The 23,023-nt window shown below is 69.8% G+C and carries 16 protein-coding genes and 1 tRNA gene; 9 read left to right on the forward strand and 8 right to left on the reverse strand.

Annotation, left to right across the window (positions count from 1 at the left end; all coding sequences use genetic code 11):
- Positions 1-39 precede the first annotated feature (39 nt).
- The 5 genes from ACWGI6_RS25245 to ACWGI6_RS25265 all read left to right on the forward strand — a co-directional run bounded on the left by ACWGI6_RS25245 (position 40) and on the right by ACWGI6_RS25265 (position 5,636).
- Positions 40-492, forward strand: a complete 453-nt coding sequence (locus tag ACWGI6_RS25245; protein ID WP_393908310.1) for an FtsB family cell division protein — start codon at positions 40-42, stop codon at positions 490-492.
- Positions 493-588: 96 nt separating this feature from the next.
- Entirely contained in the window at positions 589-1,167 is a 579-nt protein-coding gene (locus ACWGI6_RS25250; protein ID WP_453269621.1) for a DUF501 domain-containing protein, read from the forward strand.
- On the forward strand, positions 1,164-2,108 hold the full coding sequence (locus ACWGI6_RS25255) for a Ppx/GppA phosphatase family protein (RefSeq protein ID WP_453269622.1): 945 nt from the start codon (positions 1,164-1,166) through the stop codon (positions 2,106-2,108). The genes ACWGI6_RS25250 and ACWGI6_RS25255 overlap by 4 nt, the downstream gene beginning before the upstream one ends.
- A 602-nt stretch (positions 2,109-2,710) precedes the next feature.
- Positions 2,711-4,102 (forward strand): NAD(P)/FAD-dependent oxidoreductase, encoded by a 1,392-nt coding sequence (locus ACWGI6_RS25260; protein WP_453269623.1) that lies wholly within the window; start codon positions 2,711-2,713, stop codon positions 4,100-4,102.
- Positions 4,103-4,301: 199 nt separating this feature from the next.
- The gene (locus ACWGI6_RS25265) at positions 4,302-5,636 is read left to right on the forward strand and encodes a class I SAM-dependent methyltransferase (RefSeq protein ID WP_453269624.1); all 1,335 of its coding nucleotides are present in this window, start codon (positions 4,302-4,304) and stop codon (positions 5,634-5,636) included.
- A 78-nt stretch (positions 5,637-5,714) separates the two neighbouring features.
- On the opposite strand, the gene ACWGI6_RS25270 is transcribed toward ACWGI6_RS25265, so the two are convergent.
- Both ACWGI6_RS25270 and ACWGI6_RS25275 read right to left on the reverse strand, forming a co-directional pair.
- On the reverse strand, positions 5,715-8,249 hold the full coding sequence (locus ACWGI6_RS25270) for an ABC transporter permease (RefSeq protein WP_453269625.1): 2,535 nt from the start codon (positions 8,247-8,249) through the stop codon (positions 5,715-5,717).
- A gap of 50 nt (positions 8,250-8,299) precedes the next feature.
- The gene (locus tag ACWGI6_RS25275) at positions 8,300-9,082 is read right to left on the reverse strand and encodes an ABC transporter ATP-binding protein (protein WP_453269626.1); all 783 of its coding nucleotides are present in this window, start codon (positions 9,080-9,082) and stop codon (positions 8,300-8,302) included.
- A gap of 475 nt (positions 9,083-9,557) precedes the next feature.
- Here ACWGI6_RS25275 and ACWGI6_RS25280 point away from each other — a divergent pair.
- Both ACWGI6_RS25280 and ACWGI6_RS25285 read left to right on the forward strand, forming a co-directional pair.
- Positions 9,558-9,639, forward strand: a tRNA-Leu gene (locus ACWGI6_RS25280).
- Between the two features lie 1,112 nt (positions 9,640-10,751).
- Positions 10,752-11,966 carry a beta-ketoacyl-[acyl-carrier-protein] synthase family protein gene (locus tag ACWGI6_RS25285; protein WP_453269627.1) on the forward strand — a complete coding sequence of 405 codons (1,215 nt, stop codon included), beginning with the start codon at positions 10,752-10,754 and terminating at the stop codon, positions 11,964-11,966.
- Positions 11,967-12,223: 257 nt separating this feature from the next.
- Here ACWGI6_RS25285 and ACWGI6_RS25290 read toward each other — a convergent pair whose 3' ends face one another.
- Both ACWGI6_RS25290 and ACWGI6_RS25295 read right to left on the reverse strand, forming a co-directional pair.
- Positions 12,224-13,393, reverse strand: coding sequence for a glycosyltransferase (locus tag ACWGI6_RS25290; protein ID WP_453269628.1), 1,170 nt, complete (start codon positions 13,391-13,393; stop codon positions 12,224-12,226).
- Positions 13,393-16,239 carry a bifunctional glycosyltransferase/CDP-glycerol:glycerophosphate glycerophosphotransferase gene (locus tag ACWGI6_RS25295; protein ID WP_453269670.1) on the reverse strand — a complete coding sequence of 949 codons (2,847 nt, stop codon included), beginning with the start codon at positions 16,237-16,239 and terminating at the stop codon, positions 13,393-13,395. Before ACWGI6_RS25295 ends, ACWGI6_RS25290 begins: the two co-directional genes overlap by 1 nt.
- 659 nt (positions 16,240-16,898) lie before the next feature.
- Here ACWGI6_RS25295 and ACWGI6_RS25300 point away from each other — a divergent pair.
- Entirely contained in the window at positions 16,899-17,759 is an 861-nt protein-coding gene (locus tag ACWGI6_RS25300; RefSeq protein ID WP_453269629.1) for a Bax inhibitor-1/YccA family protein, read from the forward strand.
- A 137-nt stretch (positions 17,760-17,896) separates the two neighbouring features.
- Here ACWGI6_RS25300 and ACWGI6_RS25305 read toward each other — a convergent pair whose 3' ends face one another.
- Complete coding sequence (locus ACWGI6_RS25305) at positions 17,897-18,124, reverse strand: DUF4287 domain-containing protein (RefSeq protein ID WP_030088455.1); 228 nt, start codon at positions 18,122-18,124, stop codon at positions 17,897-17,899.
- Positions 18,125-18,222: 98 nt separating this feature from the next.
- On the opposite strand from ACWGI6_RS25305, the gene ACWGI6_RS25310 reads away from it, so the two are divergent.
- Complete coding sequence (locus ACWGI6_RS25310) at positions 18,223-18,582, forward strand: hypothetical protein (RefSeq protein WP_393908267.1); 360 nt, start codon at positions 18,223-18,225, stop codon at positions 18,580-18,582.
- 19 nt (positions 18,583-18,601) lie between these two features.
- Here ACWGI6_RS25310 and ACWGI6_RS25315 read toward each other — a convergent pair whose 3' ends face one another.
- The 3 genes from ACWGI6_RS25315 to ACWGI6_RS25325 form a co-directional block, all read right to left on the reverse strand.
- Positions 18,602-19,558 carry a hypothetical protein gene (locus tag ACWGI6_RS25315; RefSeq protein WP_453269630.1) on the reverse strand — a complete coding sequence of 319 codons (957 nt, stop codon included), beginning with the start codon at positions 19,556-19,558 and terminating at the stop codon, positions 18,602-18,604.
- A gap of 921 nt (positions 19,559-20,479) precedes the next feature.
- Positions 20,480-21,700, reverse strand: a complete 1,221-nt coding sequence (locus tag ACWGI6_RS25320; RefSeq protein ID WP_393908265.1) for an acetyl-CoA C-acetyltransferase — start codon at positions 21,698-21,700, stop codon at positions 20,480-20,482.
- Between the two features lie 204 nt (positions 21,701-21,904).
- Positions 21,905-22,918, reverse strand: a complete 1,014-nt coding sequence (locus ACWGI6_RS25325) for an SGNH/GDSL hydrolase family protein (RefSeq protein ID WP_453269631.1) — start codon at positions 22,916-22,918, stop codon at positions 21,905-21,907.
- Positions 22,919-23,023: the final 105 nt, after the last annotated feature.

Genomic DNA, 23,023 nt, shown 5'->3' on the forward strand with positions numbered 1-23,023 from the left:
CTTCAGCAGTCAGGCGTCAGCCAGTGAAGGGGAGACGACGTGCCCGCGGACCGGTTCTCGACCGCGACCCGACTCAAGGCGCTCGGCGAGCAGGCCGCCGCCCGCGTCTACCGAGCCCGCCCGCCCCGCCGCAACCGCCTCACCGGCCGCGCCGCCCTGCTGGCGCTGGTGATGTGCTCCCTGGTCGTCGCCCTCGCGTATCCGATAAGGCAGTACATCTCCCAGCGTTCTGACATCGCCGACCAGCGCCGCAAGGCCCAGGACGCCGGCGCCGCACTGGACCGGCTGCGCGAGCAGAAGGCCCGCTGGCAGGACCCGGACTACGTACGCCAGCAAGCCCGCCGGCATCTGCACTACGTCATGCCGGGCGAGACCGGATACATCGTCCAGGACGGCTCCGGCACCGGCTCCGCACCGAAGGGGCCGCAAGCGGCGCAGCGCCCCTGGTACGAGAATCTGTGGGACACCGTCGACGCGGCCGACAAGCGGTAGCCGCGCCCTGCCCGTACCACCGCCGGGCCGCAGCCCGTACTGTCGGCGACGGCCCGTCCCGCCGCCACCTCACCACTCACCTCACCGAAAGCGCACATGGACACCCCCCCGCCCCAGACCGAGCCCACCGAGCCCACCGACGCGGACATCGCCGCCTTCCGGGAACAGCTCGGCCGCCCGCCGCGCGGCCTGCGCGCCATCGCGCACCGCTGCCCCTGCGGGCAGCCGGATGTCGTCGAGACGGCGCCGCGCCTGGAGGACGGCACGCCCTTCCCCACGCTCTACTACCTCACCTGCCCGCGCGCGGCCTCCGCGATCGGCACGCTGGAGGCCAACGGCGTGATGAAGGAGATGACCGAGCGGCTGGCGAGCGACCCGGAGCTGGCCGCCGCCTACCGGGCGGCCCATGAGGACTACCTCCGGCGGCGGGACGCCATCGAGGTGCTGCAGGGTTTCCCGAGCGCCGGCGGCATGCCGGACCGGGTCAAGTGCCTGCACGTCCTCGTCGGCCATTCACTGGCGGCCGGGCCGGGCGTCAATCCGCTCGGCGACGAGGCCCTGGCGATGCTGCCGGAGTGGTGGAAGAAGGGGCCGTGTGTGACCCCCTGTCAGGACACCTCGGACGGCCCGGACACCTCCCGGGCCCAGGACGCCCCCGAAGGAGACGCCACGTGAAGCGGGTCGCCGCCATCGACTGCGGTACGAACTCCATCCGGCTGCTGGTCGCGGACGCCGACCCGGCGACGGGCGAGCTGAAGGACCTCGACCGCCGGATGCAGATCGTCCGGCTGGGCCAGGGGGTGGACCGCACCGGGCGGCTGGCGCCCGAGGCGCTGGAGCGCACCTTCGCGGCCTGCCGCGAGTACGCCGCGGTGATCAAGGGACTGGGCGCCGAGCAGGTCCGCTTCGTGGCGACCTCCGCCTCCCGGGACGCGGAGAACCGCGAGGACTTCGTCCGCGGCGTGGTCGGCATCCTGGGCGTGGAGCCCGAGGTGATCACCGGCGACCAGGAGGCGGAGTTCTCCTTCAACGGCGCCACCAAGGAGCTCACCGGCCGCGCGGATCTGGAGCGGCCCTTCCTGGTGGTCGACATCGGCGGCGGCTCGACCGAGTTCGTCCTCGGCAGCGACTCCGTACGCGCCGCGCGCTCGGTCGACGTCGGCTGTGTACGGATGACCGAGCGGCATCTGGCGCACGAGGGCGGTATCAGCGACCCGCCGTCCCCGGGGCAGATCAGCGCCATGAAGAGCGATATCGCCGCGGCGCTGGACCGGGCCGAGGAGACCGTCCCGCTGAGCGAGGCCGCCACCCTCGTGGGCCTGGCCGGCTCCGTGACCACGGTCGCCGCGATCGCGCTCGGCCTGGACCGGTACGACTCCGAGGCCATTCACCACTCCCGGATCTCCCTGGCGAAGGTCCGCGAGATCACCGGCAGGCTGCTGTCCTCCACCCATGCCGAGCGCGCGGCCATCCCCGTCATGCACCCGGGCCGGGTCGATGTGATCGCCGCGGGCGCGCTGGTGCTGCTGTCGATCATGGAGCGGTCGGGCGCTGGCGAGGTCGTCGTCAGCGAGCACGACATCCTGGACGGCATCGCCTGGAGCATCGCCGGCTGACCCTGGCAGCCGTACACCAGAGGCCGCGGCGAAGGGCAACCGACCTGCGGTGGGCACACCTCGGCGCCCTCGGTGGGGGAGGGATCCCGCCCGGGGGCGCGTGCGTGCGGAGGGAGGACACCTGCCGCCGCACCCCTGCCCCGGTGTGCCGGGCGGCCGAGCGCCGGCAGGGGGTGGCAACGGCCTCTGCCGAATGGCCCTTTGAGCGGGTGGGATGCCCGTCTGAGCGCCTCTTGGGGGCCTTCAGGAGGGGCCGGGAAGGAGCCCACGAAGAAAGTTCGTGAAATCCTTCACATGAAAAAGCCTCCCGTTGGGCGAACAATCGGATCGTCGGACCCTCATTCGAAGGTCTTAGGTCCCCTCGACCCGGAAAATGCGCGGTCCCCGGCGGGCGGGCGGCGCGCTCGCGGAGGCAGTGGTTCGCCCGTCCGACGGACGACAATCCCTGATCAACGGGGGTCTCCAACGCCTCGCGTAACACGCTGGTTCCGGTCCACACTATGGCGTCGGTCACGAAGCCGGCGGAGTGTAGCAGATGCCCCCCGGTTGCTTGTGAAGGGGCTCACGAGCGACCCCCCATGTGGGGGTGGATACTCGATTGCATGAGCACCACGGAGCGTCCCAGGATCCTCGTTGTAGGCGGTGGGTACGTAGGCCTGTACGCGGCACGCCGCATCCTCAAGAAGATGCGGTACGGCGAGGCGACCGTCACGGTCGTCGACCCGCGCTCGTACATGACGTACCAGCCCTTCCTCCCTGAAGCTGCAGCCGGCAGCATCTCCCCCCGCCACGTCGTGGTTCCGCTACGACGTGTGCTCCCCAAGGCGGAGGTTCTCACCGGCCGGGTCACCACCATCGATCAGGACCGCAAGGTTGCCACGATCGCCCCGCTGGTCGGCGAGGCGTACGAGCTGCCCTTCGACTACCTGGTCATCGCGCTGGGTGCGGTCTCCCGTACCTTCCCGATCCCCGGCCTGGCCGAGAACGGCATCGGCATGAAGGGTGTGGAAGAGGCCATCGGCCTGCGCAACCACGTCCTGGAGCAGCTGGACAAGGCCGACTCCACGACCGACGAGGAGGTCCGCCGCAAGGCGCTGACCTTCGTCTTCGTCGGCGGTGGCTTCGCGGGTGCGGAGACCATCGGTGAGGTCGAGGACATGGCCCGCGACGCCGCGAAGTACTACAACAACGTGAAGCGCGAGGACATGCGCTTCCTGCTGGTCGACGTCGCCGACAAGATCCTCCCCGAGGTCGGCCCGAAGCTCGGTGCCTACGGCAAGGAGCACCTCGAGAGCCGTGGCGTCGAGGTCTACCTCAAGACCGGCATGGACTCCTGCGTCGACGGCCACGTGGTGCTGAACAACGGCCTGGAGGTCGACTCCAACACCATCGTGTGGACCGCCGGCGTCAAGCCGAACCCGGCGCTGTCCCGCTTCGGTCTGCCGCTCGGCCCGCGCGGCCACGTCGACACCGGGACCACCCTCCAGGTGCAGGGCACCGACTACATCTGGGCGGCCGGCGACAACGCCCAGGTCCCCGACATGGTCGGCCGCAAGGGCGGCAACGAGAACGCCTGGTGCCCCCCGAACGCGCAGCACGCGCTCCGGCAGGCCCGCGTCCTCGGCGACAACGTCATCTCCGGGATGCGCGGCTTCCCGCAGAAGGACTACAGCCACGCCAACAAGGGTGCGGTCGCCGGTCTGGGGCTGCACAAGGGCGTCGCGATGATCGTCCTGGGCAAGACCAAGATCAAGCTCAAGGGCCGTCTCGCCTGGTACATGCACCGCGCGTACCACGGCATGGCGATGCCGACGTTCAACCGCAAGATCCGGGTCTTCGCCGACTGGACGCTTGCCATGTTCCTCAAGCGCGAGGTCGTCTCGCTCGGCGCCATGGAGAACCCCCGCGAGGAGTTCTACGAGGCCGCCAAGCCGGCGCCGGCCCCGCCGACCGCCGCCGAGGCCGGGGACAAGACCAAGGCCAAGGCCTCCTGAATCCCCGGTCGGGTACTCCGACCAGCCCGAAGGGCGTCCGCCATCCGTGGGGCGGGCGCCCTTTGGCGTGTCCGCTCTGGCGAAAACCAGGCGGTTTGCGGTTCTCTTGCGTGTGAACGGGACTATCTGGGCGCCCCATTGGCGTTTACGTGGTGGGTGAAACTTCTTTGCCCGACTCGTCAACACGGAGGTGTGCGACATGGCCGACGCCGCTGGACGGCTCACCAAGCTCGCCGAGGAGGTGCTGGGAGCCCCGCTCCCGATGCGCATCCGCGCCTGGGACCGTAGCGAGTCAGGCCCGCCGGGGGCACCCACACTCGTCATCCGCCATCGAAGGGCGCTGCGCCGGCTGCTCTTCAAGCCGGGCGAGCTGGGCCTGGCCCGCGCCTGGGTGGCCGGCGACCTCGACATCGAAGGCGATCTCTACGAAGCGCTCGACCGGCTCGCCGGACTGATCTGGGAGCGCAACGACGCCCCCAAGCGCGCCGCCGCGCTGCGCGCCCTGGTCCGTCCGGAGGTCCGCGCCGCCGCCCGGGAGCTGCTGACCCTGGCCGGCGCGCCGGTTCCGCCCACTCCGCCCGCGGAAGAGGTCAGACGCCGCCGTGGACCGCTGCACACCCTGCGGCGCGACAAGGAAGCCATCAGCCACCACTACGACGTGGGCAACGACTTCTACGCCCTGGTGCTCGGCCCGTCCATGGTCTACTCCTGCGCCTACTGGGGGACTCCCGAAGCCGCCGGCGAATCTGCCGCCACCCTGGAGGACGCCCAGCGCGACAAGCTCGACCTGATCTGCCGCAAGCTCGGCCTCCAGGAGGGCGCGCGGCTGCTCGACGTCGGCTGTGGCTGGGGCTCGATGGTGCTGCACGCGGCCCGCGAGTACGGCGTACGGGCGGTCGGCATCACCCTCTCCGAGGAGCAGGCCACCTTCGCCCGTAAGCGCATCTCCGAGGCCGGGCTGGCCGACCGGATCGAGGTCCGGGTGCAGGACTACCGCGAGATCCACGACGAGCCGTTCGACGCCATCTCCTCGGTCGGGATGGCCGAGCATGTCGGCCGGACGCAGTACGCGGAGTACGCCGGCGCCCTGCACTCCCTGCTGAAGCCGGGCGGGCGGCTGCTCAACCATCAGATCGCCCGGCGGCCGGTCGTGGACGAGGACGCGTACCAAGTCGACGATTTCATCGACCGCTATGTGTTCCCGGACGGTGAGCTGGCGCCGCTCGGCCGGACCGTCGGCCAGCTGGAGGACGCCGGGTTCGAGGTGCGGGACGTGGAGGCGATCCGGGAGCACTACGCGCTGACGCTGCGGCACTGGGTCGCCAACCTGGAGGAGCACTGGGACGAGGCGGCGCGGCTCACCTCCGTGGGGCGGGCCCGGGTGTGGCGGCTGTACATGGCCGCGTCCGCGCTGTCCTTCGAGCGCAACCGGATAGGAGTCAACCAGGTGCTGGCCGTCCGTACGCCGGAATCCGGGGCCTCGGGGGTGCCGTTGCGGGCGCGCGACTGGCGCACCGGCGCGCACCGTGGCTGAACGCCGCCCGCCCACCCGCTCCTTCACGGCAGCGGGTGGGCGGGCGACAGGACCGGCGTGCGGTGCCGGTGGCGGGCGTTACTCCGCCTTGATGGCGGCCAGCATGTTCAGTCCGGCCGCGCGGCGGGCGGGCCACAGGGCGGCCAGGACGCCGACGGCCGCGGCGAGGGCGAGGAAGAGGCCCATCCGGCCCCACGGCAGCACCAGTTCGTAGGTCGGCAGCGTACTGCCGATCAGCTCACCGGCCGCCCAGCCGAAGAACACGCCCAGGCCGATGCCGAGCACCCCGCCGAAGAGCGAGATGACCAGCGACTCCAGCCGCACCATGCGCTTGATACCGCGCCGGTCCAGACCGATCGCGCGGAGCATGCCGATCTCCTGTGCGCGTTCGAAGACCGACATCGCCAGGGTGTTGATGACGCCGAGCACCGCGACGATCACGGCCATGGCCAGCAGGCCGTAGACCATGTTCAGCATCAGGGTGAATATCTTGGCGATGCCGTCGGAGACGTCCTTCTTGTCCGAGACGGAGATCGCCGGGTTCTTGCCGAGCGCCCTGACCAGCGTGTCCTTGCTGGCGTCGGTGGCGCCGTGCTTCGTCTTGACCATCACCTGCATATCGGAGATGTGCCGCTGGTGCGGGGCAAGGGCGGCGTTGTCGAGCAGGATGCCCTTGATCATCTGGTTGCCCCGGTAGACACCCGAGACGGTCAGGGTGCCCTTCTTGCCGTCCTCGAAGGTCACCGGGAGGCGGGAGCCGGGCCGCCACCCCTTCTCCTTGGCGGTGGCGTCGTCCACGACGGCCCTGCCGCCCTGCAGCGTGCCGAGCGAGCCCTTGGTGAAGTCAAGCCGGGTGACCTGGCCGAAGTCCTTGCCGTTGACGCCGGTCAGGTAGGCGGTGCCGGTGCCGACACGGGCGGGGGAGTTGCGCAGCGGGGTGGATGCGGTGACCTCGTCCAGGCCGCTGATCTTCTTCGCCACGTCGGGCGAGAGCGGCGTCCGGCCGGCCATGGAGACCACATAGTCGGCCTTGAGCGAGTCGGTGGCCATCTTGTCGATGCCCTTCTGCACACTGCCCGCGATCACCGTCAGGCCGGTGATCAGCGTCAGCCCGACCATCAGCGCGGAGGCCGTGGCGGCCGTACGGCGCGGATTGCGCAGGGCGTTCTGCCGGGCGAGGGTGCCGGAGATCCCGAAGGCGCGGAGTACGGGCGCGGCCAGCGCGATCAGCGGGCGGGACAGCAGCGGCGTCAGGATGAACACGCCGATCAGCAGCAGCACCGCGCCGCCGCCCATCACGGCCTTGCCGTCGTCCATGCCGGTGGCGATCAGCACACCGGCCGCACCGGCGCCCGCGAACAGCGCGCCGATGGTGTTGCGGACCACCAGCGACTTGGTGGTGGCGGTGGCGTGCACGCTGTTCATCGCGGCGACCGGCGGGATCTTCGCGGCCCGGCGGCCCGGCAGCCAGGCGGCCAGTACGGTCACGACGATGCCGACGACCAGCGAGGCCAGGACCGTTCCCGGCGAGATCACCAGTGGCCCGTCGGGCACCGTCGCACCGAAGTTGCCCATCAGGGCGCGCAGTCCGGCACCGATGCCGATACCGGCGGCCAGTCCCGTGACCGCGGCGACCGCGCCCACGACGAACGCCTCGATCAGTACCGAGCGGGTGACCTGGCGGCGGGCGGCGCCGACCGCGCGCAGCAGCGCCAGCTCCTTGGTGCGCTGGGCGACCAGCATGGTGAAGGTGTTGGCGATGATGAAGATGCCGACGAAGAGGGCGATCCCGGCGAAGGCGAGCAGGCCGGTCTTCATGCCGTTCATGCTCTGGGCGATCGCCTTGGCCTGGTCGTCGGCGAGCTTCTTGCCGGTGGTGGTCTCGGCGGTGTCCTTCGGCAGCGCCTTGTCGAGCGCGGCCTTCAGGGCGCTCTGGGAGGTGCCCGGCGCCGCCTTGACGTCGATCTCGTCGAAGGAGCCGGCTACGGCCAGCAGTTTCTGGGCGGTCGGGGTGTCGAACAGCGCGAGGCTGCCGCCGGCCGCGACCGTGCCGTCGTCGGTGGTGAAGATGCCGGTCAGCCGCTGCTTGCGGACCGGTCCGTCGACGGAGATCCGGACGGTGTCGCCGACCTTGTAGCCGGCCCGGTCCGCGGTGTGTGCGTCCAGCGCGAACTCGTGCGGGTTCCGGGGGGCCGAGCCGTCCCGCATCGGGTAGCGGGCGTCCTTGCCGTCCTTGCCGGGGAAGTAGTTGCCGCCGAGGGTCGAGAAGCCGTTGCCGATCAGCTCGCCCTTCTTGTCGGCGATGGCGGTGAAGCCGGAGACGGTGCCGGTGGCGGAGGCGGCGCCGGGCACCTGGGCGGCCTTGTCGAGCAGCTTCCGGTCGAGCTGCGGCTCCTGGCCGGGGGCGCCGGCGGCCCGCTCGGAGGAGTGCGGCCGGAGCGCGACGTCGACGTTGTCGTAGCCCTTTTGGGAGCTGTTCTGGAACGCGTCGGAGAGGGTCGAGGTGAAGACCAGGGTGCCGGAGACGAAGGCCACGCCGAGCATCACGGCGAGGACGGTCATCAGCAGCCGGGCCTTGTGCGCAAGCACATTGCGCAAGGCGGTACGGAACATGGTGGGTCAGTCCTGGAGGAGAGGTCCGAAGTGAGGGTGGCGACTGCTGGTCAGCTCGTACGGCCCTTGGCGTCGAAGCCCTTCATCCGTTCCAGCACCAGGTCGGAGGTCGGGCCGGCCATGTCGTCGACGATCCGGCCGTCGGCGAGGAAGACCACGCGGTCCGCGTAGGACGCGGCGACCGGGTCATGGGTCACCATCACCACGGTCTGGCCCAGTTCGCGCACGGAGTTGCGGAGAAAGCCGAGGACCTCGGCGCCGGAGCGCGAGTCGAGGTTTCCGGTGGGCTCGTCGGCGAAGATGATCTCGGGCCGGGAGGCCAGCGCGCGGGCCACCGCGACCCGCTGCTGCTGGCCGCCGGAGAGCTGGCTGGGGCGGTGCTTGAGACGGCCGGCCAGGCCGACGGTCTCCACGACGCGGTCCAGCCAGGCACGGTCCGGCTTACGGCCCGCTATGTCCATGGGCAGGGTGATGTTCTCCAGGGCGTTCAGCGTCGGCAGCAGGTTGAACGCCTGGAAGATGAAGCCGATCTTGTCGCGCCGGAGCTGGGTGAGCTTCTTGTCCTTCAGCCCGGTCAGTTCGATGTCGCCGATCCTGGCCGAGCCGCCGGAGATCGCGTCCAGCCCTGCCATGCAGTGCATCAGCGTCGACTTGCCGGACCCGGAGGGGCCCATGATCGCGGTGAACTGGGCCTGCCGGAATTCGACGGAGACCGCGTCCAGGGCGACCACCTGGGTTTCGCCCTGTCCGTAGACCTTGCTGAGGTCCGTGGCGCGGGCGGCCGCCGGGGTGGTGCGGGTGGCGGTGGCGACACCGGAGTGGGTGGTGGTCACGGGAAGGGGCTCCTGTCGGGACGAAGGACCATCGGATTCCGCGGCGGCCACGAGGGCTCCTGCCGCGGACGGAAGCGGACCTCTCCATCGTGGGACAGCCCGAGGGGTGCGGACGTCAACCCCTGTGCCCGTCCTGAGCCACACCTGGGAGGTAGCCGTAGATCACGTGGTCATCCCTGGGGAGGACTCGAACCCTGAGGGCACTGCCGCGTCCGCAGCAGTCGGACGGGTGACCCCGTGTCAGCGACGGGGGTCCGGAGGAGGCATCGAGTTTCCGTCAATTCGGGCACGGAATTGCGCTGGGGCGCGTCATGGCGAAGGTGGCCTTCAGGCATGTGCCCAAGGCCTGTACCCGTCGCTGATGCGTCCTCAGTTGCCAATAAAATAAGACAACCTCGGGAAGAGCGGCCGATCTGTGTCGTGCGCTGCGGGCTACGCTCGTGCTGCCTCTTTGAGGTGGCATGGGGGATCCCAGGCCCGGATGGTGGAATGCAGACACGGCGAGCTTAAACCTCGCTGGCCTACGGGCCGTGCCGGTTCAAGTCCGGCTCCGGGCACTGCTCAGCCGCAGCCTTGAGACCTTGAACAAACAACCATATAGAGCCGAGGCTCATGCTGCTCGCCGGAACACGCGGGAACGCATGAGCCTTTGACGGTGTGCGGGGCAAGAGTCCTCGCACGGAAAAGCCGTGCCGGAAATATCATGGGTTACCAAGCGAAGTGCTGCGATGACGGCACCCGGGAAGCGCCTCGGCCGCTCGCGGGGGCCGTGGGGCCGAAGCCGCCCGGAGCCGCTGAGGCCGCGTCAACTCGGCCGGGCCGCACCGGCCTTCGGAAAGAGGCCGGGAACGCGGCTGAGTGGCCGCCCAAGAGGCGGGCGGCGGCCTCCGTTCGGTTCCCCACCTTCACGATGCCGTGGAACGCGCCGCACCGGCATTGGAGGGCGTACCCGTGACGCATACCCCAGGGAACTTGAATTTTGGATTTTTCTGCCTTCGGTGAGTGCGGCATAGGCGGCACCGCGTACTTCCTCACCGAGGTCATCTGTCCGTCCGGAGGGAGAATGTGTGGCGCTTCTTCTGTTGCCCGGGACCGCGTTCGTCTTCTTCGCGCCGGGGGAGTGAGTGGGAGCGCGCGCTCGGCCCTGTGCGCCGTCCGTACCGGGATCCCGGTTGAGGAGGGGCGGATCCTGGGCCGGAGCGCTGTCCGCGTTTCCGGTTTTCCGGCGTAAGTCCCGTCCGTCGAGGGGCGTGGAATCCTCGTGAACCCGCCGGGCATCGGACTTTTGGGAGTTCCGCGGCGCGAAAGAAAAGCACGGAATCGCCTTGGGGGGCGATGTTGTGGCGGCTGCGCGGGAGGGCGGCCCTGGGGCCGGCCGAGGGATCGCGTACGCATACCGCGACCGGAGCAGACCCGTCCGGCCCGGCCCGGCCCGTCCATTCCGGCCCGGCCTGTGCCCGGACAGGCCCGGACAGGACCGGGCCGGAATGGACGGGCGGATCGTGGTTCCCCCGGGCGCGGAGAAGGTGCGGTCGGTTGTGGAGGTCTCACAACTCGCAGACGGCGCATCGGTCCCCTTCGCGCCTGTTCGGCAAGTGGATTGCTGAGATGATCTCTACAAGAGCGTCATGGGTTTTGTGCAGTGTCTATGAGATCAGAGGAGACGAAGATGGCCGAGAACGGTCAGGTGCTGGTGACGGGTATCGGAGCGATGACTCCGGTCGGCGCCGATGCGTCCTCGTCCTGGTCGGGGCTGCTGGCGGGAAAGTCCGGTGTGCGCGCGCTGGAGGAGGAGTGGGCCACTGACCTCCCGGTGAGCATTGCGGCCGGACTCACCGAGGACCCGGCCGCCGCGCTGCCCCGTGTGGAGGCCCGGAAGCTGGACCGCGGTGAGCAGCTCGCGATGCTCACCTCCCGGGAGGCCTGGCAGGATGCCGGCGCTCCCGGTGTCGAGCCCGAACGGCTGGCCGTGGTCATCGGCACCGGCACCGGCGGTGTGCTCACCACCCTCGGACAGGACGACCTCTTCGAGAAGTCCGGGGCGCGCCGGCTCTCGCCGTTCGCGGTCCCCATGCTGATGCCCAACGGACCGGCCGCCTGGGTGAGCATGGACCTGGGCGCCAAGGGCGGGGCGAGGACGCCGGTCAGCGCCTGCGCGTCCGGTGCCGAGGCGCTCGCGATGAGCCTCGATCTGCTCCGCGCCGGGCGGGTCGACGTGGTGGTCGCCGGCGGCGTCGAGGCCTGTCTGCACCCGTTCACCCTCGCCGCCTTCGCCCAGATGAAGGCGCTCTCGACGCAGTCCGAGAACCCGGAGTCGGTGTCCCGCCCGTTCGATGTGGCCCGCAGCGGCTTCGTCATGGGCGAGGGCGCGGGAATCATGGTGCTGGAGCGCGCCGAGTTCGCCCGGGCCCGCGGTGCCAAGACGTACGGCACGCTGGCCGGCAGCGCCGTGAGCTCCAGCGCGAACCACATCACGGCCTCCGACGCGGCAGGCCAGGTCCACGCCATCGAACTGGCCCTGCGGGATGCGGAACTGACCCCGCAGGACATCGGCCATGTGCACGCCCACGCCACCTCCACCGAGTCCGGCGACCTGGCGGAGGCCGAGGCGATCGGCCGCGCCGTGGGCACCCATGCCGCGGTCACGGCCACGAAGTCCATGACCGGCCACATGCTGGGGGCCTCCGGCGCGGTGGGCGCGCTGGCGGCGCTGCTCGCACTCAAGGACGGCGTGGCGCCCGCCGTCCGCAACCTTGACGCACTGGACCCGAGGATCGACCTGGACGTGGTGCAGGGCGAGAACCGCACCGGCCGGTGGAACGCCTCGCTGGCCAACTCCTTCGGCTTCGGCGGACACAACGTGAGCCTGGTCTTCACCAAGTGACCACGGCCACTCGGCCGGTCCTGCGGGGGCAGGGGACGTGGGCCGTCGAAGTGGTGGCGGCCGGCCGGGCCATGCATCACCCCACCGCGGGCCGTCGCCTCATCGAGGGGTGCCACCGGACGGCCGGATTCCCCGGCCCCGCAGGCGCGCATCGAGCGGCTCACCCACCGGGAGACCGACGTGCCGGAGGGGCCGGCCACGACAGCAGGTGGCGGCCCCTCCGTACGCGGAGTTGTCGGCTCAGCGCTCCATGAGCGTCACCGCTCCACGAGGGCGAACAGGCTCTCCCAGCGGCCGAGGATCTCGTCCGTGGAGAAGCGCTGGATGTTCTCCCGGGCCGTGGTGCCCATCGAGTCCCGGAGGTCCTTGTCGGACATCAGGGTGTCGAGGTGCCGGGCGAATTCGGCGATATTGCCCGGGGGCGCGAGGAGCCCGTCCACGCCGTCCGAGATGATCTCGTGGACACCCGGCGCCACATCGAAGGCCACACACGGCACGGCCGTCGCCATCGCCTCCATGGGCGCCAGGGGGAAGCCCTCGCCGCGCGAGCTGAGCGCGAAGACCGCGCTCTCGCGCAGCGCGCCCGGCACATCGGCCGTCCGGCCCATCCAGGCGACCGTGGCGGCGATCCCGAGCTCCGCGGCCTGCTTGCGCAGCGCCTCCTCCTCCTCGCCGGAGCCGTAGATCCGCAGCATCCAGTCGGGGTGCTGCGGTGCGACCTTCGCCCAGGCCTCCAGCAGCAGGTCCACGCCCTTCTCCTCGTGGAGCCGGCCGATGCTGACCACACACTTGCGGGAGCGGTCCGAGGGGACCTCGGGGAAGAACGGCAGCGGGTTCGGCATGAAGCCGACGTTGTCCATCCGCTGCCGGATCCAGCGGTCGGCATCCTCCCGTGTGAGCGTCAGCATCCGGTCGACGCCCTGGTAGAACCGCTTGACCCGGCCGAAACGGGACGACTTACGGCAGGTGTCGAACGATTCATGGCTCATCCCGATCACCGTCAGACCCGCGGTGTCGGCCAGGGCGACCCACTCCATCGCCCACACCTGCGTGACGATCACCACGCCGTCCGGCTTCGCCGCCCGGAAGAGCGCGCTCATCTTGGCCGCCTGCTCCTGCATACCGGCCTCGCGGGCGGTCCGGCGGCGCTGCTCGGCGAGGTTGAGCTTGTCCTTGAGGCCCCGCACGGGGCGGACGGCCGGCGGATGCTCGGTGTAGAGCGTGGTGGTCCGGTACGGCAGGTCGGCCGCCAGCTCGTGGCCCCGCCCCTCGGGAGGCGGCACCACGCCGACGATGTGCACCCGGTGGCCCTGCTCGCTGAACAGGCGCGCCATCTGGTGCGACCAACTGGTGATGCCGCCCATCTCGTTGACGCTGTTGGAGACGAAGAAGATGTCCCGCGGCTCGGCTGCGTACGACTTGGTCATCAACGGCTCCACTGCGCGAAAAACTGATCGACGATGCTCTGGGCGGCGTTGCCCCGGTCGTATTCCCCGAACTTGGCGACGAATTCCTTGCGGCTCTTCGCGTATTCCAAAGACTGCGACTCGAACGACTTGATCGCCTCGTGGAAATCGTCCTCGGTGTGGATCACCGGGCCCGGTGCATGCTCCAGCAGATCGAAGTAGGTGCCACGGCCCTCGTGCACATACTCGTCGTAGTCGTAGGTGAAGAACACCAGCGGCCGGTCGAGCAGCGCATAGTCGAACATCACCGAGGAATAGTCCGTGATCAGCCCGTCGGCCAGCTCCAGCAGGGGTGTTACATCGTGGCGCGCCGATACGTCGATGACCCGGCCCTCCACGGTCGGTGGCAGCACCACATGATTGAGGTAGTGCGAGCGCACCAGGAGGACATAGCGGTCGCCGAACTGGTCGGCGAAACGCTCCACGTCGAAGGGCAATTCGAAGCGCCCGTGCCGCCCGCCCGCCTTACGGAACGTCGGCGCGTAAAGCAGCACGGTCTTGTCGTCGGGAATGCCCAACTCCGCGGCCAGCGCCCCGCGTTCACGCGCTCCCAGCGCCGCTTCCCGCTGCCGGGCGCGGACCAGTGCGTCATTGCGGGGGTAGCCCACCCGCAGCAGGGTCTTCTCCTTGAGCCGGAAGGCCTTGGCCAGGGTGTGCACATCGTGCTCGGAGCGGATCAGGAACCGGTCGAAGCGGTCCAGCGAACGCTGCTGCTCCGCCTGCTGCTGCCGGGTCTGCGCCTTCAGCGACGGCTGGTCGAAGCCCATGTTCTTCAGCGCCGAGCCGTGCCAGGTCTGGAGGTAGGTGGTCTCCGGGCGCTTGGTGAGCTTGAGCGGGTAGCTCTGGTTGTCCACCCAGAACTCGGCCTGCGCCAGCGCCTTGAGATAGGGCAGCGACCAGCGCCGTACGAGCGTGACGCCCTTCGGGAACTCCTTCGGGGACCCGGTGTACGACCAGATCGCCTCGAACTCCAGGCCCTGGCGGCGCATCTCCTCGTAGATCGCGCGCGGGCTGTCGCTGTACTGCTTGCCGAGGTGGCTTTCGAAGACCACCGTGCGCTTCTTGATCGGCAGCCGGCTGAACACCTCGTGATAGGCGCGGAGTTTGTTGTCGCCGGAAGTGACCTTCTTGCGCAGCTCCTTCGCCTTGCGGTAGCCGGTCTTGGCCAGCGTCCCGGGCCTGCCGTGCACCCCGCGGGCGATCAGTTCCTGTACGCGCTCGGCGTTACGGCTCTCGCTGACCAGGCGGAACGCCAGATGCCCCTTGGCCGAGACATGCGGTTCGAGGCGATCGGCGACCATCCGCGACAGCCGTGGCCGCACCGGCAGCCCACCGGACAGCTCGGTGTCGGCGACGGTGAGCCGGCTCGTGGTGCGCACCCCGTCCACGTCCAGGCGCAGCCGTACGTCCCAGATGGTGTCGACGATGCCCAGCGGGCGCAGCTTCGCGGTGAGGTCGGCGGTGGTCTCCCAGTGGATGGCGTCACCTTCGTGGCGCAGCTCCCGCACCGGGAAGTGGAAGGACTGCAGGCTGCGCCGCCGGGCGCTGAACTCCAGCTCGCCCCTGAGCTGCGCCCCGGGCGGGATGATGCCGAGCGGATTGTTGATCCGGCCGGTCAGTGAGACGGACCTGCCGGACTCGCCGAAGCCGGTGAGCTGATTGCGCAGGAACAGCTGGTTGACCGGCTTCTCGTGGTAGCCGATGTCGGTCACGTCCAGTACGGCGCGCCCGAACGCATCGTCGGTGTAGCCGTCGCACCAGAAGATCCGGCCGTCGTGTTCGGCGAGCGGCGAGGAGACCTTGTCGCGGTTGATGAGCGTGTCGACCGCCGGGATCAGGTTGTCCCAGTCACCCTGCTGGAGCAGATACGCACAGATGGCCTGTATCGGCTGCACACGCTCGTACGCCTCGGGGGCGATGCTTTCGAGGTATTCCCGGGAGAGCTCGGCGAACTCCTGGCGGTAGGAATCGTCGCGGAACGGCAGATCCCGCAGATGCAGCACCAGGTCGTGCTTGAGGAATTTGACGTCCTTGGCGAGCTTCATCTCGGCCAGCCCGCGCTTCGCCAGCATGGCATCGATGCGTCTGTGAATTTCCAGCCGGTGGGAGTAGTTACTCATTTCGTGCCGCCGGTTCGTCACCGACTTCACGGCGGCCTGCTCATGGACGTGCCAGAAGTAGACCTGATTGGGAATCAGGGTGATGCGCTGTGCCGCAAGATAGGCTTCGGCGATAAATACCAGGTCCTCGTAGAACATTCCCTTGGGGAACAGGAGATTGTTCTCGACGAGGAATGCCCGGCGATAGCATTTATTGGTGCACAGGGTGTCCCAGACGAACAGGTCCGGCAATTCCGTGACGGATTCCAGCGTGCGGGTGGTGGAATACAACCAGGCATACCACTCGTCGCGCTTCTGGTTCCGGGTGTCCATGTGCAGCCGGACGGTCAGTCCGGAAACAATGTCCGACCCGGTTTCCTCCGCCGCCTCCAGCATATTTCTGCACGCATTGAGTTCCAGGACGTCATCGCTGTCCAGGAACATGACGTACCGGCCCTCGGTGTGCTGGATGCCGACGTTCCGCGGCTCGCCTCCCGCACCACTGTTCTCCGGCAGCCGACAGGCTCTGACCCGCCCGGGATGATCGGCCGCGAGTTGCTGCGCCACTTCGAAAGAACGGTCGGTGCTGCAGTCGTCGACGATCACCACCTCGACGTCCCGGAGCGTTTGATCCAGCACGGACTGGACCGCGGTCGGCAACCGGTCGGCGTCGTTGTAGACGATGACGACTACTGAGACGTCAGGCACAGGCACCTCAACCCTCTTTCGCTACTGTTTCCCGCCAGAATAGCCCTATCTGTCCTCCCGGATAACAACCGATCGCGTCCATGGCGCTACGGATGGTGAGCCACGGGAGCATCGAGAAGGGGCACTCCGGCGTTCGGATCTTGACCATGTGTCAGCCCCGCAGATCCACCCGCCGGGGCAGGCTCCGGCCGGCAGGGAAGACGGGACCCCCCGCGAATCGGTTGCCTGCCCCGTCATGTGACGTCCGTTGCGATCAGACATTTATCGGATTCCGCGCGAAGCGGCAGCGGGAAGGAGTCCCCGGGGAAGCCGAGGGAAATGGCAGTTCGGGCACGGCGGCATCACACGACGACAACAGACGACGACAAGAGGACGGCAAGAGCTCGGCGAGGCAACGGCAAGAGCACAGCAAGAGATCGAATACCCGGAATGCCGGTGACGGGACGACGTTACGGTGTAACGGCAGGACCGCCGGCCGGTCGTGTGCCGGGCGTCCGGGCCCCGCTCCGGGCACCTCTGCGCCCTCTCATACGTCCTCCTCATGGAGGAGGCGTCCGGGCGGGTTCAGGGAAAGATCCTGCTCAAGAAGTAGCGACGCCCCTTTGCCAAGCCATTACGCTTGCCGTCAAGGCCGCGCAGGGCGGCCATGGAGGAGTGAGATGAGGAGCAGCAACCCGGTCTTCTCGCGTCGGGGGTTCAGCCGCGACACCGGCTACGCGGGCTTCAACGCGCCGCCGCAGGCCGGGGGCGCCGCGAACCCGTACGCCGGAGCGAACCCCTACGCGCAGGGCGGCAACCCGTCCGCCCAGGACCAGCAGCAGGCCACCCAGGCACCGCCGCAGTACGCGCCGCAGACCCGCCCGATGACGATGGACGATGTCGTCGCGCGCACGGGCATGACGCTCGGCACGGTCATCGCGGGCGCCACCGTCGGCTGGCTCTTCCTGACCCAGAGCCTCGGCTTCGCGATCGGCGCCGGTCTGGTCGCGATGGTGCTGGCGTTCGTGCAGTCCTTCAAGCGCAAGCCGTCGCCCGCGCTGATCCTGGCGTACGCCGCGCTGGAGGGCGTGTTCCTCGGCGCGCTGAGCGGCTTCATCAACGGCCTGCCGAACATGAACGGCGCCCCCATGCAGGCGGTGCTGGGCACGATGGCGGTGTTCGTCGCCATGCTGGTCGCCTACAAGACGCGGATCGTGCGGGTCACCGCCCGCTTCACCCGCTTCGTGATGATCGCCGCGCTGGGCTTCGTCCTGCTGTCGATGGTCAACCTGCTGTTCATGGTGTTCGGCGGCGGTGACGGCCTCGGCTTCCGCAGCGGCGGCCTGGGCATCGTCTTCGGCATCGTGGGCGTGGTCCTCGGCGCACTGTTCCTGGCCCTGGACTTCAAGCAGGTCGAGGACGGCATCGCCTACGGCGCTCCGCGCGAGGAGTCCTGGCTGGCGGCGTTCGGTCTGACGCTGACGCTGGTGTGGATCTACATGGAGATGCTGCGGCTGATCTCGATCCTCCGGGGCGACTGACCCCGCACGACGCCGCGGCGCGGGATGCGCCGTACGCGCCGTACGAAGGGCCCGCGGGCAATGTGCCCGCGGGCCCTTCGGCGTGGTGAGTGAGGAGTGTTCCGAGCCGGACCGGGACCGAGCCCCGTCACCGCGGATCAGAACTTGCGCGCGGCGCGCCTGAGGTCGTGTTCATGGACGATTGCTTTGGCGTGGCCGTAGGCGAGGTTGTGCTCGCCACGAAGCCAGCTGACCTTTTCGTCGAAGCGGAAGAGAGCGGGGCCTTCCTCAACGGTGCGGAGCCAGTCGGAGATTTCCCGGCCGGTGCAATGCGGGATACGGGAGAGCATGTTCCGGTGGGTCTCTTCGGAGAAGAGCTGAGACATCGGCGCCTCCGGACGCGGTCGATGCTGGTTCTTCAGCCCACCGTGCCTGAGCGTTGGGGCGTTGGCAACCACCCCGGGGTGGCGCATAGGCTCGCGGCGTGCTTGACGTGACCCCCCTGCAGACCGCCGTCGACGCCCTCGCCGACCGCCTCAGATCGCTGCCGCAAAGCAGGATGCATCGCGGTGCCGCGGCCGAAGGGCTCGCGCTGGCGCGGCAGTTGGCGACCCGGGCGCAGCTGATCGAGCGGCCGGGGGAGACCCCGTACGAGCTGCCGGACGCCGGGATGTTCGCGGCCGGGGACCAGCTGGCGGTGGCCGGACACGACCTTGTCGAGGCGCTGCGGGCCGCGGCGGTACGGATGGCCGACGGAACGGGGGATTCTGACGCGAAAGTGGCCCCCGCCGAAGAGCTGGCGGAGGCCGTGCGATACGTCCGAGCGGCGGCGGAACGCTGCTGACGCGCGCCGCCGCGCCAGGTCAGAGCGAGGCGATGACGCGGTCGGCGAGGATGTAGACGCTGTCCTCGCGGCTCTCGCCCCAGGAGAAGGTCAGTGCATACGCACCGGAAATACCGGAGCCGCCCAGCAGCACGGGAGTGAGCCCCGCGTGCAGTGCGCCGGCCACGCGCTCCGCGGTCTCGCGCTGCCCGGGGGTCAGACAGAGCGTGGTGCCGTCGGTGAAGACATAGACGTCCAGGGTGCCCAGCGGGCCGGGGCGTACGTCCGCGAGCGGGGTCGCCTGCTGCGCCAGCTCCTCCAGGCGCGCGACGGTGCGCTCGTGATCACTGATCGCCGGGGACGGGGCGAAGTCGGGGTGCGAGGGGTGGCGCCGGCGCGCGGCGGCCAGCTCGGCGGACTCGGTCTCCTCGACGGGCTCCAACTCCGGCGCGTCCAGGGCGTCCATGGACTCCATCGCGTCCATCGCCTCCAGGGCGTCCCGGCCCAGCAGCGGTTCGAGGCCGGCCAGGTCCGCCTGGCGGGGCAGGAACGGCTGGGTGTCGAGCCGGTCGGTCTCCTGGCGCTCGGGCAGTTCGCGCTGGTCGGCGCGGGCGTCGAGGAGGCCCTCGTCGCCGAGGCCGACGAGGCCGCCCAGCAGCGACGGGGCGTCGGCGGCGTCCCTGGCCTCCTGTGCGGCCCAGAAGGCGCGGGCCTCGGCCAGTTCGCGCTCGCGCTCCTCGGCCAGGGCATCGGCGACGGCGGCGCGTATGTCGGCGAGCGGGGTCTCGGCGGACGGGGTGGTGCGGGCGGCCGGGATGCTCGCCACGGCCGGGTGCACCGCCTCGGTGCCCGCGACGGCGTCCTGACGGGCCGCGCTGAGCTCGGCGTGCAGCTCGGCGATCTGGCGGCGCAGGGCGCGGGCCGTGTGCAGGGCGGCGGCGCCCAGCGCCACGGCGGCCGCCGCGGCCAGCAGCAGGACGAGGGTGGTGACGCTCATGCCGAAACCTCTCTTTGTTCGGTCTCGCATGCGCGAGACGCGCACTTTGTGGTGATGCGCTCCCGGCCTTCGGCCGGGATGATCCCCATGCGGCGCTCGCTCATGCGTCCTCCCCACTTCGCTCGGCGGCCCTCTTCGGACGGGCCACGCATCGGTGTTCGGACTTCCCCCGGCCTTCGGCCGCGGTGACCCCTTTGATGCGCTCGCTCACGGGGTCACTCCTGGTAGCGCCTTGCTCACCGGCGTACTCCCGTTAGCAGAATGTTCTCCGACTTCCTACATCAGCCTGCCGGTGGTCGGCGACCGCTCCCGGTGCGCTATGTCCCGGAAAGGAGGGGGCTCAGGCCTCCGTACGTCCGGGTGACCCCTCGCTGACCTGCAAGAACGCCTCTCCCCCAGGGCGTTGGTCACAATCCTGGGGGAGATTGGGTCGCGATCTCGTTAACGAGTGGCACAGGTCACGCCGTGTCGCCGCCCGTATCCGAACGATGGCGAAGGGTGTGCGCCGGGCGGGAGTTGGTCCGTTTTGTCGCGCTCCCCTTCGAGCGGTGCGAGCCGGTCGTCCGTGTCCGTGATCGCGCCGGGCTTCGGGTGGTGCTCGCGCTGAACATGCCTCCGCTGCGGGGAGAGGCCGGGGCGCTCGCTCCCGCGCCCCGGCCTCTCGCCTCCGCTGCGGCTGAGCTCAGCCGCTCGTGCTTGTGTCCGCTGCAGCTCAGCTCAGCCGCTCGTGCTTGTGGTCGCGCTGAGCTTCGCTTCCGCTGCGGGCAGGTGCCGGGCACTCGTTCCTCGCACCCGACCCCTACCCTCCGCTACGGCTCAGCTCAGCCGCGCGTGTTTGTGGTCGCGCTGAGCTTCGCTTCCGCTGCGGGCAGGTGCCGGGCACTCGTTCCTCGCACCCCGACCCCTACCCTCCGCTGCAGCTCAGCTCAGCCGCTCGATGACCATTGCCATGCCCTGGCCGCCGCCCACGCACATCGTCTCCAGGCCGAACTGCTTGTCGTGCCACTGGAGGGAGTTGATGAGGGTGGTGGTGATCCGGGCGCCGGTCATGCCGAAGGGGTGGCCGACGGCGATCGCGCCGCCGTTGACGTTCAGGCGGTCCAGGTCGATGCCCAAGTCGCGGTAGGACGGGATCACCTGGGCGGCGAACGCCTCGTTGATCTCGACCAGGTCGATGTCGGAGACCGAGAGGCCGGCCCGCTGCAGGGCCTGCTTGCTGGCCTCGACCGGGCCGTAGCCCATGATCTCGGGGGACAGGCCGGAGACGCCGGTGGAGACGATCCGGGCCAGCGGCGTCAGGCCCAGCTCGCGCGCCTTGGTGTCGGACATGATGACCAGCGCCGCGGCGCCGTCGTTCAGCGGGCAGCAGTTGCCGGCGGTCACCAGGCCGTCGGGGCGGAAGACCGGCTTGAGGCCGGAGACGCCCTCGACGGTGACGCCGGCGCGCGGGCCGTCGTCCTTGGAGACGACCGTGCCGTCGGGCAGCGTGACCGGGGTGATCTCCCGCTCCCAGAAACCGTCGTTGATCGCCTTCTCGGCGAGGTTCTGGGACCGGACGCCGAACTCGTCCATGTCCTGGCGGGTGACGCCCTTGAGGCGGGCGAGGTTCTCCGCGGTCTGGCCCATGGAGATGTACGCATCCGGGATCAGACCGTCCTCGCGCGGGTCGTGCCAGTCGGCGCCTTCCTGCTCGGCGCGCGCCACGGTGCGGGCCTCGGCGTCGGCGAAGAGCGGGTTGTGGGTGTCCGGCAGGCCGTCGGAGCTGCCCTTGATGCTGCGCGAGACGGTTTCGACGCCGGCCGAGATGAAGACATCGCCCTCGCCGGCCTTGATGGCGTGCAGCGCCATGCGGGTCGTCTGGAGGGAGGAGGAACAGTAACGGGTGACGGTGCAGCCCGGGAGGTGGTCCATCCCCATCTGGACGGCCACGATGCGGCCGAGGTTGTGGCCCTGCTCGCCACCGGGGAGGCCGCAGCCGAGCATCAGGTCGTCGATGTCCTTGGGGTCCAGCTCGGGGACCTTGGCGAGCGCGGTCTCGATGATCTTCGCGGTCAGGTCGTCCGGCCGCAGATCCTTGAGCGAGCCCTTGAAGGCGCGGCCGATGGGGGAGCGGGCGGCTGAGACGATCACGGCTTCGGGCATCACACGGCTCCAAGTGCGCGGGAAAAGGGCGGACTGTGAGGGAAGTTACCTGCACGTAGTGCTGAGGTCACGGGGTCCGTGCTGTGATGCGGGCCTCTTTTCTAAGCGGGCGCTTATGGGAACGGAAAGAGGCCGCAGGGTATTCCCCCACGGCCTCTCCCCGGCCGTCGCGCGCCGCCCGGGGCATGCCGGGCGGCCGTCCCGTCACGGTGTGACCGAGGACGGGTCCGTCGGCTCCGGCGTCGGCAGCTGGCGGCGCCTGCGGTGCTTGAGCAGTGCCCAGGGCGCGCGGGAGGCGGTGACCTCCGTGCCGCTCTCGGCGGCTGCCTCGGCGGCCGCCTGCTCGACCGGCAGCAGACCCTCGCCGCGCGAGGGCTCCGGCTGTTCCTTCTCCGGCCACAGGCCGAGCGAGGCGCACAGCGTCGGCAGGATGGCCATCGCGGCGGTGGCATAGCCCTCGGCCGACGGGTGGTAGTTGTCCGGCCCGAACAGCTCCCGTGGATGCGCCTCGAATTCGGGGCCGAGCAGATCGCCGAGCGAGACCGTACGGCCGCCGCTCTCGACCACCCCGATGGTCTGGGCGGCGGCGAGCTGCCGGGAGAGCCGCCGGGCCACCCAGCGCAGCGGCTGGTAGACCGGCTCGATGGTGCCCAGGTCGGGGCAGGTGCCGACGACCACCTCGCAGCCTGCCGCGCACAGTGCGCGCACCGCCTCGGAGAGATGGCGTACGGACTGTGCGAGCGGCATCCGGTGGGTGACGTCGTTCGCGCCGATCATGATGACGCAGACGTCCGGGATCTCGGTGCCGTCCGCCAGCAGCAGCTCCACCTGGCGCTCCAGGTCGTCCGACTGTGCGCCGGGCAGCGCCACATTGCGGAAGTCGACGGGCAGCTCGGAGAGCGCGGCCAGGCCGGAGGCGAGCAGGGCGCCGGGAGTCTGGCGGGCGCGGTGGACGCCCTGGCCGGCGGCGGTGGAGTCGCCGAGAAAGCCGAGTCGCAGGGGCGGACGGTCGGTGCGGTGGTCGAAGGCGGCGCCGTAGCGGCCGTCGGCGCACGGCGGAATGTCGCTGGAGCCGCCGACCGTACGGCGCGCCAGGCGGACCTCGGTCAGCAGCACGCCGACGGTGGCCACGCCGAGCAGCCCGATCCCGCCGCCGCCGAAGGCGGCGGCAGTCGCGATCCGCCGCGCCACTCTGGCCCTGGACATCGTCATCGGCATGGGCCGGGCACCTCCCCGCGCAGTGCGGGCGCGCCCTGGCCCGCGGGGCCGGACGCGCTCATGAATCGGCAAGAACTCCTACAACAGGGTGTTGCCCGTTCCTGC

Source organism: Streptomyces sp. NPDC054786 (assembly GCF_053611685.1).